Here is a 15791-nt window from a genome sequence, read left to right on the forward strand (position 1 = left end):
GTCACGTTCGGGTCCTCTCGGTGGCGCGGTCCTCGCTCCGCGGACGCCACCGCTCTGCGACGGCGCCGGGGACAAGGGTAGCGGCTCCCCGTCGGCGGGGCTCCGGGCACTCCGGGGCTCCGGCACTCGGGTGCGGCGATGCCCCGGTCGTTCCGTATCAGCGGCCCTCCGGGCGCTCCCACAGCGTCAGCACCGTCGTCGGCACCGGGATCCGCTCGCGCGCGACGAAGCCCGCGTCCGCGAGCACCGCGTCCGCCTCGCCCTGGGGCAGCGCCTGCCAGACCCGGTCCTCGCCGGCGAGCGCCGCGCGCAGGGCCTCGCCCTCCAGGAGGACGTCGGAGTACGTGCCCGTCGTCCCGTACGAGGCGGCGAGGGCGAGGTCGTCCACGCCCGTGAACGCCCGCGGGTAGGCGGCGAGTGCCAGGCGCGGCCGGAGCGAGACGGTCCCGGAGGAGCCGAGGAGGACGGCGTCGCCCGGACGGGCCCGCTCCTCGACGGCGGCGGCCAGGCCGCGGAGGTCCTGCCCGGCGGGCTTCCCCGTGACCGTGCGCATCTGCACCAGGACCGGCAGGGCGGCCGCGGCGATCAGGGCGAGGAGGGCGACACCCGTCCGGGCGCTGAACGAGTCGAGCGCGAGGCCGAGGAGGACCGCGAGGGCGGGCGTGCTCGACGCGAGGTAGCGCGGGGTGAACATCGGCTCGACGAGGAGGGTCCCGAGCACGAGCACCGCCGTCGGGAGCACGATCCAGAGCAGGAGGGCCGGCAGGAGCGGCCCGCGCAGGCCGCCCCGGGCCGCGGCGACCGCGAGGAGGACGACGGCGATCCCGGCCAGCCACCACGCGGAGCCGAAGAACGGCTCGACCAGGACGGTGAACGCGGTCACGGGCTGCGAGCGGAGCCAGCCGACCTGGCCGCTCTGCCCGGCGGCGAGGAACAGCACCGGCACGGCGCCCAGCGCCGCGAGGGCGCTCGGCGCGAGAGCCCGCACGGCACCCCGGGGCGCTGCGGCCGCGGCGAGGGCGACGAAGGCCGGCAGCACCAGGACGGAGTAGAGGAACACGGCGTTCGCGAGGCCCGCGACGGCCGCGAACGCGACCCAGCGCAGGGCGCCTCCGGAGCGGGCCGCCCGCACGACGAGCACCGCCGCTCCCACCACGAGCGCGGTGGCCAGAGCGGAGGAGCGGGCCTCGGTGCCCGAGAACGACGACCGCGGCAGCAGCACGAGCACCGCGGCGGCGAGGAGCGCCGCCCGGGGCCGGTCGACGGCGCGCAGCAGGAGGGCGACGCCCGCCGCCGCCGCTCCCGTCGCGAGGGCGGACGGCGCGCGGACCGCGAGCTCCGACTCCCCGGCGAGGGCGATCCAGCCGTGCATCAGCAGGCCGTAGACCAGGTGCACCGCGTCCTTCTCCTGCACGAAGGCGAGGAGCTCCCCCACCGGGAGCCGCGCCAGGCGGAGGGTCGCGGCCTCGTCGTTCCAGTAGGAGGGGATCCAGGAGCCGACGAGGGTCAGCGCGGTCGCGAGGGCGAGGACCGCGCTCGCGGGCAGGGTCCGGATCGCGCGCATCCCGCCAGCGTAGAGGCCGGGCTCAGCGGGCCGAGCGCTCGGCGAGACCCTTCGCGTACGCGGCCTGGCCGACGTGCTGCGTGTCGTCGTCGATCACCGACACCAGCCGTACCCCGAGGGTCACCGGCGGATCCCACTGCTCGTCGACGACGCGCTCGAGGTCCTCGTCGCCGAGCGTGTCGAGCAGGGCGAGCGTCCGCCGGTGCACGGCGTCGGCGTACTCCGCGAGCAGCGCGGCCGGCACCGCGGCGAGCGCCGCCACCTCGGCCGGCTCCTGCCCGTACCCGGTCTCGTCGGGCCCGAAGGGCAGGCCGGACCTGCGGTGGAAGCCGTCGGCCGTCCACACCTGCTCGTGGCCTGCGAGCGGGGCGAGGTGGTCGTCCTGGACCCGCACCAGGTGCCAGACGAGCCAGGCGGGCGAGTTCGAGCGGGCGTCCGCGCGGAACGCGAGCTGATCGGGAGTGCTGTCGTCGAGGACGGCGTGCACGTTCTCGTGCACCCGGCCGAAGGCGTCGCGGAGGAGGTCGATGGCTGCGCTCATGCCGCCAGCCTGCCGCGCCCGCCGCCGGTACGGCACCCCCTCCGCGCGCCTCGGAGGAAGTGCGGAGGCGGGTGCCCGATACTCGGCCCGTGACCTCCGGATCCTCGAACCTGGCGACGAAGCCGTGGCTGACCTCCTACGCGGAGGGCGTGCCCGCCGAGATCGACCCTCCCACCCAGACCCTCGTCGACTTGCTCGAGGACTCGGTCGCGCGGTACCGCCGCGGCATCGCGCTCGAGTTCTTCGGCGCCGAGACCAGCTACGCCGAGCTGGGCGAGCAGGTCGCGCGTGCGGCGGAGGGCCTGCGGCGCCTGGGCGTGCGCGCCGGCGACCGCGTGGCGCTGGTGCTCCCGAACTGCCCGGAGCACGTCGTGGCGTTCTACGCCGCTCTCCGCCTCGGAGCGATCGTGGTCGAGCACAACCCGCTCTACACGCCGCGCGAGCTGCGGCGGCAGTTCGAGGACCACGGCGCCCGGTTCGCGGTCGTCTGGGACAAGATCGCCGACGTCGTCGCGACCATGCCCGCCGACCTGGGCATCGAGCGCGTCGTCTCCGTCGATCTCACCCGCTCCTTCCCGCTCGGCAAGCGCCTGGCGCTGCGACTCCCCCTGCCGTCGGTGCGCCGGTCGCGCGAGAAGCTGACCGCGACTCCCCGAAGCCGATCCCTGATCGCTTTCGCGTCGCTTCTGAAGAACCGCCGCCTCGCTCGCTCGCACCCCCGCCCGGTCCTCGGCGACACGGCCCTGCTGCAGTACACGAGCGGCACCACCGGGACGCCCAAGGGCGCGATCCTCTCCCACGCCAACCTCCGCGCGAACGCCCTGCAGGGCCGCGCCTGGGTGCCGGGCCTGCGCGAGGGCGACGAGACGTTCTACGCGGTGCTCCCCCTGTTCCACGCCTACGGGCTGACGCTGTGCCTGACCTTCGCGATCAGCATCGGCGCGAAGGTCGTGCTGTTCCCGACCTTCGACGTCGGCCTCGTGAAGGCGGCCGCGAAGACGTCGCCGCCCACCTTCCTCCCCGCGGTGCCGCCCGTGTACGACGCGCTCGCCCGCGCCTCCGAGCGCCACGAGCTCGACCTGCGCGGCATCCGCTTCGCGATCTCGGGAGCGATGAGCCTGCCGGTCGCGACCGTGGACCGCTGGGAGCGCGCGAGCCGGGGCCTCCTGGTCGAGGGCTACGGCATGACCGAGAGCTCGCCGGTCGCCCTCGGCAACCCGGTGGGCCCGACCCGCCGGCCCGGCACGGTGGGCGTGCCGTTCCCCAGCACGACGATCCGCCTCGTCGACCCCTCCGATCCGTCGGTCGACCGCGGCCCGGGCGAGTCCGGCGAGCTGCTCATCCGGGGGCCGCAGGTGTTCCAGGGGTACTGGAAGCGGCCGGAGGAGACGGCCGAGGCCCTCCTGCCCGGCGGCTGGCTGCGCACCGGCGACATCGCGACCGTCTCGGCCGACGGCTTCGTGACGATCGTCGACCGCGCCAAGGAGCTCATCATCACCGGCGGCTTCAACGTCTCCCCCTCCGAGGTCGAGGGGGTGCTGGAGTCGCACCCCGACGTGACGCGCGCGGCCGTCGTCGGGCTCCCCCGCGAGGACGGCGGCGAGAGCGTCGCCGCGGCCGTGGTCCTGCGCGCCGGGACGGCCGTGGACCCGGAGGCGCTGCGCGACTTCTGCCGGCTGCACCTCACGCCCTACAAGGTGCCCAAGCGGATCGTCCCGGTGGACGAGCTGCCGACCTCGCTGATCGGCAAGGTGCTGCGCCGCCAGGTGCGCGAGAGTCTGCTGGACTGAGGCGACCGGAGCGGGCGGTGGCCCGCGAGGAGGAGGACGACATGGCGAGGATCGTGCAGTACGAGCGGATCGGCGGGCCCGAGGTGCTCGAGACCGTCGAGGCGCCGGAGCCCGAGGCGCGACCCGACACCGTGGTGGTCGCCGTCCGCGCGGCGGGCGTGAACCCGATCGAGTGGAAGGTGCGCTCCGGCCTCCGTCCGAGTCCGCCGTTCGACGGCCCGCGGAGGCTCGGGTCGGACGGCTCCGGAGTGGTCTCCGCCGTCGGACCGGGCGTGACGGGATGGAGCGTCGGCGACCGGGTGATCGTCAGCGGCGCGACCGGCACCTACGCGACCGCCGTCGCGGTCTCCCCCGACTCCCTCGATCCGCTCCCCGACGGGCTCGGCTTCGAGGAGGCCGCGGCGCTCGGCATCCCGGTCTCCACCGCCTACCAGGCGGTCGTCTCGCTCGGCGTCGCGGAGGGATCGACGTTCGTCGTCCACGCGGGCGCCGGATCGGTCGGTCGGGCGGCGATCCAGTTCGCCGTCGACCGCGGAGCCCGGGTCGTCGCCACGGCGAGCCCGGCGAACCACGAGGCGCTGCGCGCGCTCGGAGCGGTGCCGGTCGCCTACGGGCCCGGACTTCTCGAGCGGCTGCGCGCCGCGGCGCCCGAGGGCGTCGACCGCGTGCTCGACGCGGCCGGGACGGACGAAGCGCTCACCGCCTCGCTCGCGCTGGTCGCGGATCCTCAGCACGTCGGCACGGTGGTGGCCGGCCCGCGAGCGGCCGAGCTGGGCATCCGGGCCTGGAGCGGCGGCAGTCCCGTGCCGCTGACCGAGGAGGAGCAGCACCTCCGCCGCGAGGGCGTGCCCCTGGCGGCCCGGCTGGCGAGCGAGGGGCGCTTCGCGGTCGCGACCGGTCCGCGCCTCCCGCTCGAGCAGGCCGCCGAGGCGCACCGGCTCAGCGAGGACGGCCACGTCCGCGGGAAGATCCTCCTCGTTCCGTGAGCCGGGCCCGCTCCCGGCATCCGTCTCCCCCACCGCTTCCCCCGCTCTCACCGCCGAGAAGGAGTCCCCGTGTCCACTGACGACACCACCCCCGTGATCCTGGGGGGCGCCCGCACCCCGTTCGCCCGCTTCTCCGGAGCCTTCGCGCCGCTCTCGGGCGTCGAGCTCGGCGCCGCCGCGATCCGAGGGGCGCTCGAGCGCTCGGGCGCCTCCGCGGCCGATGTCGACGCGGTCGTGCTCGGCCAGGTGATCCAGGCCGGAGCCGGCCAGGGCCCCGCCCGGCAGGCCGCGGTCCTCGCGGGCCTGGGCTGGGACGTCCCGGCGGTCACGATCAACAAGCTCTGCCTGTCGGGTCTCACCGCGGTGATCGACGCGGCGCGGATGATCCGGCTCGGCGAGGCGCAGGTGGTCGTCGCCGGCGGGCAGGAGTCGATGACCAACGCGCCGCACCTCCTGCTCGGGTCCCGCTCCGGCCTGGGGGTCGGTGCGCGTCCGCTCGAGGACGCACTCCTCCACGACGGCCTGCTCGATCCGTTCGACCGCCGCCTGATGGGGAGGGTGACCGACGACGGCAATGCCGCCCGGGGCATCCGCCGGGAGCGCCAGGACGCCTTCGCCGCGCTCTCGCACCAGCGTGCCGCCGAGGCCCGGTCGACCGGCGTGCTCGCCGAGGAGATCGTGCCGGTCGCGGTGCCGCAGCGGCGCGGGCCGGACCTCGTCGTGTCCGCCGACGACGGGATCCGGGAGGACAGCACGGTCGAGACGCTCGCCCGGCTGGCCCCGGCGTTCTCGCCCGAGGGCACGATCACGGCGGGCAGCTCCTCCCCGATCACCGACGGCGCCGCCGCACTGGTCGTCGTGTCCCGCGGCTGGGCCCGCGACCGGGGACTGCCCTGGCTCGCGACCGTCGCCGAGCACGGGCAGGTCGCCGGTCCGGACAACTCCCTGCACTCGCAGCCGTCGGCAGCGATCCTCCGGGCGCTCGGCCGCCGCGGTGCGGCGGTGTCCGACCTCGGCCTGATCGAGATCAACGAGGCGTTCGCCTCCGTGGTCCTTCAGTCGGCGGACGACCTCGGCGTCCAGCCCGAAGCGGTCAACCTCGACGGCGGGGCGATCGCGCTCGGCCACCCGGTCGGCGCCTCGGGAGCACGGCTGGCCCTGCACCTGGCGCTGGCCCTCCGGCGCCGGGGCGGCGGGCTGGGCGTCGCCGCGCTCTGCGGCGGAGGAGGCCAGGGCGAGGCGCTGATCCTCGAGGCCTGACCGATGGTCCGCCGTCAGGAGCGCGTCGGCGCCTCCGGCTACGCTCGCGGGATGAGCATCCTGAGCGCCGACGGCCTCACCTTCGTCACCGAGCGCCACCTGGCCACCCTCTCCACCTTCGGCCGCCAGGGCCGCCTGCACGTGGTCGCGGTGGGCTTCACCTACGAGGACGGCGTCGTCCGCGTCATCACCTCGCGCGAGAGCCAGAAGGTGCTCAACGTGCGCCGGGGCGGTACCGCGACCGTGAGCCAGGTCGACGGCATCCGGTGGCTGAGCCTCGGCGGCCCGGCGACGATCGAGGAGGAGCCGGACGCGGTGCAGCACGCTGTCGAGCTCTACTCCCGGCGCTACCGCACGCCGCGGCCCAACCCCTTGCGCGTCGCGATCCGCATCGACGTCGACTTCGCCCTCGCCTCCTCCGGCCTGCGCGCGGAGTAGCGGGGTGGCCCGCGGCGACGCGCTGGGCGGGGCCGGCGCCGTCTCCTCCCTCCGCACCTACCGCTACGTCCGCCTCTCCCTCGTGGCGGCCGTGGTGCTCCTCTCGGCCGGCCTCGTCCACGAGCTCGTCGTCGGAGGTCCGCTGCGCTCGATCAGCGCCTCGTACTACACCCCGATCCGCTCCCTCTTCACCGGGGCGCTCTTCGCGGTCGGCGTCGCGCTGGTCGTCCTCGCCGGGAGGAGCGTCCGGCGCTTCCTCCTGCTGCTGGCGGGCATGACGGCGCCGGTCATCGCGATCGTGCCGGTGCCCCTCGCCTCGGAGGAGCTGCAGCGCCTCCTCGGAGCGGCGTGCCCGGCGGGAGAGGCGTCGTGCCTCCCCGTCACGGCCGTGGAGGAGGTCGCCGGATCCCTGCCCGCCTACCTGGTCACGGCTGCTGTCGTCCTCGCCGCCTCCGTGGTCCTGCTCGCCCTCGACCGGGTCCTCGACCGCTGGGCGCTCGTCCGCACCGCGGTCGCGGCCGCCCTCCTGATCGCCCTGGCGGCCTGGAGCACGCTCCCGTCGTTCCTGCGGCTCGGCCACTACGCCGCCGCCGGCGTCTTCTTCCTCCTCATCGCCGTCACCGCAGCCCTGCACGCCGTCGCGGTGCGCGAGGAGGGGGCGAGCGGGCCGGGGACGCCGCGCTTCTACTCCCGCTGCTATGCCGTTCTCGCGGTGCTGATCGCCGCGGTCGATGCGACCCTGGTGGTCCTGGTGCTCACGGGGCGGGGAGCGGAGCTGCTTGGCGAGCAGTGGCTCCTGCTCGGCGAGGCGGTCGCGCTCGCCCTCTTCGGGGTCTTCTGGGTGCTGCAGACCGTCGAGAACTGGGACCGGCCCGACGTGCTGCTCGTCGCGCAGGGCTGAGGGGGCCGCTGCCGACCCCCTCATCCGCTCAGCGCTTCAGGGTGATCGAGGCGCTGCGCCCGAAGTTCCCCGCGGCGTCGTAGGCGTGCGCGACGATCGTGTACCGCCCGGCCGGGTAGGACGAGGCCGAGACGGTCAGGCGCCACGTCCCGTCCGACGCCTTCGTCGCGTCACCCAGCCGCGTCGCTCCGCTCCAGAAGCTCAGCCGCGTCGTGCCGACGTCGTCCTTGGCTGTGGCGACGAGCGTCACCGATCCGCGCACGGTGGATCCGCTCGTCGGCGCCGTGATGACGACCTTCGGAGCCGTGGTGTCGCGCGAGGGTGCGGGCGAGCCCGTGGGTGCCGGAGCCGCTGTCGGCGCCGTCGTGGGAGCGGGAGTCGGCGTCGGGGACGGCTCGTCGCCGAGGCCCCAGGCCGTCCACAGCTCCTCCGCGATCATCGCCTGACCGGCGACGTTCGGGTGGAAGAAGTCGACGTCTGTCGAGAGCTGGTCGAGCGAGATCGGAGCCGCCGTGAGGGCGCCGCCGTCCCACACGCAGTCGTTCGCGGCGGACGCGCAGGCCGATTCGAGAGCGGCGTTGAAGTCGGCCTCCCGGTCCTCCGCCGCCGCGAGCGAGGCGGTGTAGGCCGAGCCGGTCAGCGGGGCTCCGGTCGTGGCGTCGACGCCGCGCTGGGTGCGGCAGACCCCGCCCCAGGCCCAGATCGCGGCGCCCGGCGTCGGCTTCACGACCTCCCACTCCGCCTCGATGTCCGGGACCGAGCCGACGAGCACCGTCGCCTCCGGCCACTCCTCGCCGATCGAGCGCAGGATCCGCGTCGCCGACGCCGCGAAGGAGGCCGCCGGCGTCATCGCGTAGCCGTCACGGGAGTCGGGCGAGAGGCTCAGCGAGCAGAGGTCGTTGCCGCCGATCAGCAGCGTGACCACGTCCGGCTCCTCCCCGGCCGCGACCGCCGCGTCGATCCGCGATTCGACGCCGCTGATGACCGCGCCCGACTTCGCGTAGTTCACCGCGCGGACCGCCGTCCGCGGGTCCGCCGCCGCCATCCGGCTCGCGACCGAGTCGACCGCGGGCGCCGATCCCGTCGCCCAGGAGTTCTCGGCGCAGTCGCGATTCGTTCCGCAGGTCGTCGCCGCGCGCGTGATCGAGTCGCCGAGCGCGAGCAGCGTCTGCGTGCCGGACGCCTGCGCCGGCGGTGCCGCGAGGAGCCCCGCCAGGAGCGCGATCGCCCCCATGCCGACCCCTGCCGCTCTCCGCCGTGTCCTGTGCGCTGTGATCCCCATGTCGTCCCGTCCCCTGGTCGTCCGTCGTTCGGCTGCCTCGCGTGCTGCGAGAGCACGAGTGGCGAGCGTACGTCGCCTCCACTCCCCCGACGGACCGGAGGAGGGCGGCTCCCGTCCGGCGCGGCCCGGATGGGGGACACGGACGTCGCCCTTGCGCGGGGGGGATAGGAGAGAACCGCGGGACACCCGGCGGACACGGACAGCGAGCCCTGGTGAGCGGGTTGCGGGGAGAACGCCGAAGGCTCGCTCTCTCGAGCGGGCCTTCCCTGGCGATGAATCTATTCCGGCCCGACTCGAGAAGCTGACGACCTCTGACGACTGCAGTCACTGCAGCCCGACGAAGAACCCGTTCTCCAGCAGAACGGGCCTTCGATGTGGAAGAAATCGATGAAGTACATCAGCGGCAGCACCCGAGCCTCGTCGCCGGGAACCTTGAGATCGGTACTAGGATTCGACGCGCTCACGATGAGAGGGATCCGATGGCCAAGCAGGAACGAGCGATCGCCACGCGAGAGACGCTCGTGATCGGCGCCAGCAGGGTCTTTGCTCGCTTGCACTACGAGACCGCTCGTGTGGCTGACATCCTCGAGGAGGCTGCGGTCACACAGGGAGCGTTCTACTTTCACTTCCCCGAAGGCAAGAAGCAGATCGCCCAGGAGCTGATCACGCGTCAGGAGAAGCAGTTCGTCAGAGTATGCGAAGAAATCTCGGACTCCGGACTCGACGGCCTGTCCGGCTTACTCGAACTGACTGACGCGCTCGGGCGGTTGCTCCAGTCGGACCACGTTGCACAGGCCGGGGCACGCCTCGTCCTCCAGGCGTCCACGGTGTTTCCAGAAGCGACCCACACCTTCGACTCTGCATGGATACAAGCGATCAGCTCCTTTCTCCATCGGGCGGAGGGTGAAAAGGCTTTGAGAGGGAACGTCGATGTGCCGCTGTCCGCGCGAACGATCGTCTACCTCTTCACCGGTGCGCAGGTGAGTTCCTTCGTGAACGATGCCTGGGAAGACCTGCCCTCTGCGCTTGACACGATCGAACCCTTCGTTGCCCGATCCCTGGCAGTCGACGGATTCGTTCGATCACATCCGAGCATCTAGCCTCTCAGCACTCGAGGCGGAGAGAGGACACGGGTCTTCCGCGTACTGACGAAGTCGTGGGCTCCGATCTCCTGAAGCACTGCGGGCACCCCCACGAGATGCTGATCGACGACCGCTCGCCGGGCCGCCTGTAAAGTCCTCGCGATCACCGGGGGGCCGGAGCGGACTGCAAGCAGGCCTTTCTCGGGACTCGCGCGAGCGCACACCACTTCGGCCATCGGGCGGGGCCGACGAATCAGGGGCGTGGTAGCGACCGGGGATGAAGAAGAGGCCTCGAGGACGCGGTCTGCCGGCTCCTCCTGAGCCCTGTCCGCCGAAGGGGCGAACGACTCCTCGAGACGCACCGCATCCTCGGCGACGGCTGCCACGGGATCGCAGTGCCCATCGGGTGGGGATCAGCGGGGCGCGTGCCGAGGACGACCCTCGTCAAGCGAGTTCGAGAACGCAATACAAAGGTGGGCCGTCATGAGGTTGTCTCCGAACAGTGACGGTGGTATGTTTTTGCCACACGCCAAGCTAGGAGGTTTTTGGTGAACGGCAGGAAGAAGCTAGCGACGGGGCTGAGCACTCTTGCGGTCGCGTCGGGTCTGGTGCTGGGTATCACGATGCCCGCTAGCGCGACCAGCACCCCGCGAGGCACAAGCGCCAGCACAGAGCAGTACACAGACAGGGACGTCGTCGCCCTTCTCATCGACGGAAGCGGCCCGATCGCGGAAGCGAATCCGGACGTCGCCACCGGCATCGGCTTCGTCAACGGTGAGGCAGGAGTGAGTGGAGACGTCATCGACGAAGTGACGCAGGCGCTGGTCGACAACGTCCCATCCTTCAACAGCACGGTGACGCAGCCCGTGACCTCCGGCAATCCCTACCAGGTCGAGAGAGGTCTGTTCGCGCTCGAAGAAGGGCTGAACAGCATCGCTACTGTCGTGAACTCGGGAGAGGCCATCGGGTACTGCGCAGTCAATCCTGTCGTGGCCGTCGACGTCGTGCTCCTCGCAGCCAACGCCGCAGCCTACGAGAACGGAGCGCTCTGGCGGAACAATGCTTTCTGGCTCGCGTCGGCCGGCACCTCCCAGTTCTCCGTTCAGAATCAGTCAGCGCTCATCGCGAGCAACGTCTAGCGCATGCGGCGCGTCACCTCGCAGGAACAGGCTTTGTTCCTGCGAGGTGACACTCCTTGCAGAGGAAAGAACAGGGAAATCGGGACAGAGACTCCCAGAGGTGATGCGATCAGTTACACGGCATTCTGGATCTCCAGCGCGATCCTCCTGCTCTCGTTCCTCCTCTCGATCTACGTGGTCATCCCGACGAACGTTCTGTCGAGTCCGACGATGGAAAAATTGCGCCCTGAATTGAGTTCGATCTGGCCGCAGGGATGGGGCTTCTTCACCAAGAATCCCGACTCGCCGAATCTCGACGCATACCGAGAAGCGGGTCCGGATGAGTATGAGTCTCTCCTTGTCACGCCACAGGGCCTGCCCCGCAACTTGTTCGGCCTCTCTCGCACATCTCGGGCGCAGGGGCCGGAGATCGCTCTGATCCATTCAGGCCTCGAAACCGACCTGTGGATCGAATGCGAGGACACCACCGATTCTTGCCTGCCTGATGCGGCGCGAACCGATCCGGTGAAACTCGTGAACAGCTCACCTCAGCCCACCGTGTGCGGCGAAGCGATACTGACCCAAGAGAAGCCGACTCCGTGGGCATATCGCGACCTAGTGGCAGAGCGGATCACCATCACGCACACCGTCCACGTGGACGTGCAGTGCGGCAGGGAGCCGTAAATGATGACCGCACTGAGGCAATGGGCCGTGAGTTACGACGCGAGGACGCCCTGGATCGGCGCCGGAAGAACTCTCATCGCTCTGGGGCAGCTCAGCATCCTCTTGTTCGCGTCGCCCTCAGCACTGTTGGTCCCCGTCGTCGGACGGCCCGAGCCGCCTTACTGCGACGGCGTCAGGTCGATCAGTCTGTACTGTCGCGGTGACGTCGGTCCGGAGACATGGCACTGGCTCTTCATCGGCGTTCTGCTCGTTGTCGCAAGCGGCTTCGCTCCGCGCTGGACGGCTATACCTCACGCCTGGGTCGCTTTCTCTCTCAATCAGAGCATTGCTCTCCCCGATGGCGGCGAGAGTGTTGCGCAGGTCGTGACGCTCCTTCTGGTGCCGATCTGCCTCCTCGACGACAGAACTTGGCACTGGTTCCGGCCGACACGTGCTCTACGTCCTGTTTCCCGAGGCATCACGCTGAGCGCTTCTCTCATGATCCGCTTGCAGATGGCGGCCATCTATATCAATAGCGGCGTCGCCAAGCTCGGAACTTCCGCATGGGTAGAAGGATCTGCGGAGTACTACATCGTCAGAGACAAGAACTTCGGAGCCTCGGGGCCCGTCGAACCAGTCATCCTCTGGATCACTGCGTCTCCATTGGGGACGGCTGCTCTCACCTGGGGAACTATTGCTCTGGAGTGCCTCCTCGCCATCCTCATACTCGGCACCTCGCGCATGCGCATGCTGGCCCTCGCGCTGGGGTTACTGCTTCACGCCGCCATCATCGTGACCATCGGGCTCTGGAGCTTCAGCTTCACGATGATCGGCTCCCTTGTGCTCGCAGTCGGCATCGGCACCTGGACGGTGTCGTCAGAGACGATGCCTCGGTGGTTGCGAAGCAGACGGACCCTTGCGGCGGTCTCAGAATGAAGAACACGGATCCACGCGAGCGGAAGTCGTTCTGGTCGTGCATGAAGGGCGGTCCACCCTGGTTCACCACGTTCGACGGATTCAATTGGATCCCGACCAGCCTTGGCGCCCTCATCGGGCTCGCGCTCTTCGTCATCATCGTCGTCGCGCTAGTCGACTGGTTGGTGGGGTGAGCAGTGGGCCCGCCACGACAGAGAACTCGAGGTGCTCGAAGTCGAGGACCACCGTGATCGCCGAACCACTGTTCGTCGCGATGCTGAGCGGACGTGTGCCTGTGGCGCAACGAATGTCGCGAAACAGTGCGGTCGGCGTACCCACGCGTTGAGCCTCGACGAATGGAGAGGTATCGCAAGCGGGACATGCAGCCTCTCCCCGGCCGCTCACGGGCGAACTAGCCCGCCTTGCCCTCGTCGTGGTCTTCCCCGCTCTTCGGCCGGCAGACCACGAGCCGTCCAGCCTTCTGCTCGCCGTCACGTGTGGGGCGGGGCTCGTCTGCTACGCCTATCCGCTCGCATCTGCGAGAAACACGACCACTGCCTTGAAGGCGCGGTCTACCGCGTGTGCGGAAAGAACGTTGCGTTCGAGCGGCCCCGCGTCCCTCAGAGCGTGGTCTGCGACTACTTCGCCTAGAGCGGACGCCACCACAAGCAGAACCGCTCTGAGCGCAGCGCGCTGCTCGCGCAAAGTGTCGGAGGTCGATGGCAGGCTCTAGACGACCACAGGAGGGGGTGATGGACATGGCAAAGGGAGACGTCAGCACGTACAACGAAGACGGTACCTGGAAGTCGAAGATTGAGGGCAGCTCGCGTGCAGCGCACACTGGCGGCAACAAGTCGGAGCAGCAGGCAATCGGACGCGAGATGGCGAAGGACCGCGGAGTAGAGCACACGGTGCGCAACCTCGACGGAACTATCGGGTCGAAGAATTCCTACGGGAACGATCCGCACCCGCCGAGGGGCTAGGCGGACACGGTGGACCGCGTCGGCGCCATTCACCCGCGTTGCCCGGCCCGGCGTCAGCCAGGCCGGGCTCCGGCGTTCTACACCAACTCGGATACTTCTGGGCCATGACAGCACTGTTCTCCTCGCACGGCCTATCAGCGCTGTCTGAATCGCGGGCCAACGCCGGAAGTCGGCTGTATCCTCAGGCATGGCCTACGTTCCAATTGTCCCTGACGGTCTGCACCTAGGGACCTCCAGGCTTGTCGACGACGCAGTCGTTGGCCATCTCTTCGATAACGAGACCAATGAGCTCAAGGGGCACGCAGCGTGGCGTTGGGTCGATGACGCCGACGACGGCGGTCGAGACGCACCTCCCTACCGGTCACCCGACGAGCTGACGCCTGAAGAGCGCGAGGCTGCGATCCTGTTCGTGGCGATCATCGTGACCATGGTGGCGCGAGCTGCGTCTCCGCACGTGAAGCGCTGGTGGAACACCACCGCGCTGCCGGCTCTGCGAACGAGCTGGGGGCATCTTCGCGCACTACGCAGTATCCGAAGCGCAACTTCGACCGCGGATCGCGAACACCCTGAGCCTGACATCGCGCAACCCGCGGACCAGGGGATGAAAGATCTGCTCTCGACGCTGAACGTCACGATGAGCCGCGAGAAGTGGAACCGCGGATACCGAAAATTGCTCGAAGCCGGATCATTCACGAACGCACAACTGAGTGTCCTGAGTAGGGCGAACATCGAGGAGGACGGTTCGAACCCCGCAGGCCTCATCACCGAAAGTCAGTTCGCCGATCGGCTACAACTCGTTCTCGAAGCCAATCCGTCCGTACTCACTGATGACACCCGCCTCATACTTGAGAGCGAACTTCCCCTCGAATCGGAGCAATAGAGCCACCGAGGTTCGAGGAGCGCTCTCAAACGTGGCACGAAAAATCGATTTTTAGCCGTTCCTCCCTGGAGGGCCCTTCCGTTCCGGCGCGTTAGACGGACATCTCGACTCGAGAATCCGCATCACTTCAGCTGCCTGCATCATGCGTGGCAGACCGGATACGCAGAAGGCTGGCTGTTCCGAGTGGGCCACGGGTAGAACACTGAGGGCCGGCTCCCCCGAACGGGCCACGGTGGAACGCAGAAGGCCCGCTCTCTCGAGCGGGCCTTCCCTGGTGGTGGATCCGAGGGGATTCGAACCCCTGACCTCTTCATTGCGAACGAAGCGCGCTACCAACTGCGCCACGGACCCGTGCCTTTCGAACCGTCACCGGCCCGAACAACTCGTCCACACTAGCACGGACGAGCGGGCGCCTCGCACCCGCGTCAGGCCCCGCGGCGGCGCTGCAGCGCCTGGTCGAGGTCGATCGCGTCGACGCCGTCCACGACGCCCATCGCGGCGAAGCGGGAGGAGGGACGGGGCGCCTCGGGAGCCGGTGCGGCGGCACGCGGGACGCGCAGAGGCGCCACCTCGGGAGCGGTCGCGGCGGCGCGCTGGGCGAGCTCCGCCTCCGCCGCGGCGGTGCGCAGGCGCTCCACAGCGTCGATCGACGCCATCGCCGAAGCGGCGACGGTGCCCCGGGAGAGGTAGAGCGGCTTGGGGAGCGGCTGCGGCGTCCAGCTCGCGCGGTCCTCGGCGAGCGCCTCGGAGTCGTCGTCCGCCTCCTCCTCGGCGAGCTCGGCCTCGAAGACCTCGGCGCGCCGGCGCTCGGTCGCGGCGGCCGTCGCGGCGGCCGTGGCCGGAGCGGCGGCGCGGCGGCGTCCGGGCGCCAGGTGGATCAGCGTGCCGAGACCCGCGACGACGAGGAGCAGCCCGACGAGCGGCACCGCCCCCGTACCGCCGAAGGGCAGCATCACGAGCCCGACCAGCGCGGCGACCGCGCCGACCAGCACGGCCAGCGCGGCGCCCTGGCGCCAGCGCAGGACCGAGGGCCCCGATCGCGTGCTCCGCCGTGCGCTCGCGGTCGCCCGTCGCAGCGCGTCGTGCGCCGCCTTCTCCGCCTGTGCCAGCTCCATCGCCTGTGCCTTCTCTTCGGCTCGTCGTCGTGTCTCGGTCACCCGGAGCCGGCGCTGCTGCAGCGCCACCTCGCGGGCCGTCGCCTCCGCACGCACGTGCTCGGGCACTTCCGCGGTCTCGGCGAGGATCCGCAGCGTCTGCTGCAGCCTCACCGCATTGCGCTCGGTCGCGTTGTACGACCGCCTGCGCATCCACGTGGGGATCAGGTAGGCAACCCACAGAACGGCGGCGAGCGCCCAGACGACGCCCCCGCCCAGCCAGTCGCTACTCAT

16 protein-coding genes and 1 tRNA gene are annotated in these 15791 nt (G+C 70.6%); 12 read left to right on the plus strand and 5 right to left on the minus strand.

Annotation, left to right across the window (positions count from 1 at the left end):
- Positions 1-157: 157 nt before the first annotated feature.
- Both GSU45_RS11525 and GSU45_RS11530 read right to left on the minus strand, forming a co-directional pair.
- Positions 158-1564, minus strand: coding sequence for a glycosyltransferase family 39 protein (locus GSU45_RS11525; protein ID WP_159915105.1), 1407 nt, complete (start codon positions 1562-1564; stop codon positions 158-160).
- A gap of 22 nt (positions 1565-1586) precedes the next feature.
- A complete protein-coding gene (locus GSU45_RS11530) occupies positions 1587-2105 on the minus strand; it encodes a DinB family protein (protein ID WP_159915107.1) in 519 nt (172 codons plus the stop codon).
- A gap of 89 nt (positions 2106-2194) precedes the next feature.
- On the opposite strand from GSU45_RS11530, the gene GSU45_RS11535 reads away from it, so the two are divergent.
- From GSU45_RS11535 to GSU45_RS11555, 5 genes are all read left to right on the plus strand, one after another.
- Positions 2195-3895, plus strand: a complete 1701-nt coding sequence (locus tag GSU45_RS11535; protein ID WP_159915109.1) for a long-chain-fatty-acid--CoA ligase — start codon at positions 2195-2197, stop codon at positions 3893-3895.
- A gap of 41 nt (positions 3896-3936) precedes the next feature.
- Positions 3937-4881 carry an NADP-dependent oxidoreductase gene (locus GSU45_RS11540; RefSeq protein ID WP_159915111.1) on the plus strand — a complete coding sequence of 315 codons (945 nt, stop codon included), beginning with the start codon at positions 3937-3939 and terminating at the stop codon, positions 4879-4881.
- A 69-nt stretch (positions 4882-4950) separates the two neighbouring features.
- Positions 4951-6141: an acetyl-CoA C-acyltransferase gene (locus tag GSU45_RS11545; RefSeq protein ID WP_159915113.1), complete on the plus strand. Its 1191-nt coding sequence runs from the start codon at positions 4951-4953 to the stop codon at positions 6139-6141.
- Positions 6142-6192: 51 nt separating this feature from the next.
- Positions 6193-6579, plus strand: coding sequence for a TIGR03618 family F420-dependent PPOX class oxidoreductase (locus tag GSU45_RS11550; RefSeq protein ID WP_159915114.1), 387 nt, complete (start codon positions 6193-6195; stop codon positions 6577-6579).
- Between the two features lie 4 nt (positions 6580-6583).
- Entirely contained in the window at positions 6584-7480 is an 897-nt protein-coding gene (locus tag GSU45_RS11555; RefSeq protein ID WP_159915115.1) for a hypothetical protein, read from the plus strand.
- Between the two features lie 28 nt (positions 7481-7508).
- On the opposite strand, the gene GSU45_RS11560 is transcribed toward GSU45_RS11555, so the two are convergent.
- Positions 7509-8714: a GDSL-type esterase/lipase family protein gene (locus tag GSU45_RS11560; RefSeq protein WP_159915116.1), complete on the minus strand. Its 1206-nt coding sequence runs from the start codon at positions 8712-8714 to the stop codon at positions 7509-7511.
- 527 nt (positions 8715-9241) lie between these two features.
- Here GSU45_RS11560 and GSU45_RS11565 point away from each other — a divergent pair.
- From GSU45_RS11565 to GSU45_RS11595, 7 genes are all read left to right on the plus strand, one after another.
- The gene (locus GSU45_RS11565; protein WP_159915117.1) at positions 9242-9862 is read left to right on the plus strand and encodes a TetR/AcrR family transcriptional regulator; all 621 of its coding nucleotides are present in this window, start codon (positions 9242-9244) and stop codon (positions 9860-9862) included.
- Positions 9863-10392: 530 nt separating this feature from the next.
- The gene (locus tag GSU45_RS11570; protein WP_159915118.1) at positions 10393-10983 is read left to right on the plus strand and encodes a hypothetical protein; all 591 of its coding nucleotides are present in this window, start codon (positions 10393-10395) and stop codon (positions 10981-10983) included.
- A 3-nt stretch (positions 10984-10986) separates the two neighbouring features.
- Entirely contained in the window at positions 10987-11646 is a 660-nt protein-coding gene (locus GSU45_RS11575) for an SdpA family antimicrobial peptide system protein (protein WP_159915119.1), read from the plus strand.
- The gene (locus GSU45_RS11580) at positions 11647-12561 is read left to right on the plus strand and encodes a sporulation-delaying protein SdpB family protein (RefSeq protein WP_159915120.1); all 915 of its coding nucleotides are present in this window, start codon (positions 11647-11649) and stop codon (positions 12559-12561) included.
- Positions 12558-12734, plus strand: a complete 177-nt coding sequence (locus tag GSU45_RS11585) for a hypothetical protein (protein WP_159915122.1) — start codon at positions 12558-12560, stop codon at positions 12732-12734. Before GSU45_RS11580 ends, GSU45_RS11585 begins: the two co-directional genes overlap by 4 nt.
- Positions 12735-13298: 564 nt before the next feature.
- Positions 13299-13523 carry a DUF2188 domain-containing protein gene (locus GSU45_RS11590; protein ID WP_159917100.1) on the plus strand — a complete coding sequence of 75 codons (225 nt, stop codon included), beginning with the start codon at positions 13299-13301 and terminating at the stop codon, positions 13521-13523.
- 187 nt (positions 13524-13710) lie between these two features.
- Positions 13711-14403, plus strand: coding sequence for a hypothetical protein (locus GSU45_RS11595; protein WP_159915123.1), 693 nt, complete (start codon positions 13711-13713; stop codon positions 14401-14403).
- Between the two features lie 275 nt (positions 14404-14678).
- On the opposite strand, the gene GSU45_RS11600 is transcribed toward GSU45_RS11595, so the two are convergent.
- Both GSU45_RS11600 and GSU45_RS11605 read right to left on the minus strand, forming a co-directional pair.
- Positions 14679-14754 (minus strand) — tRNA-Ala (locus GSU45_RS11600).
- 74 nt (positions 14755-14828) lie between these two features.
- Positions 14829-15791, minus strand: a complete 963-nt coding sequence (locus GSU45_RS11605) for a hypothetical protein (RefSeq protein ID WP_159915124.1) — start codon at positions 15789-15791, stop codon at positions 14829-14831.

It is taken from the genome of Rathayibacter sp. VKM Ac-2801 (assembly GCF_009834245.1).
Lineage (GTDB): Bacteria > Actinomycetota > Actinomycetes > Actinomycetales > Microbacteriaceae > Rathayibacter.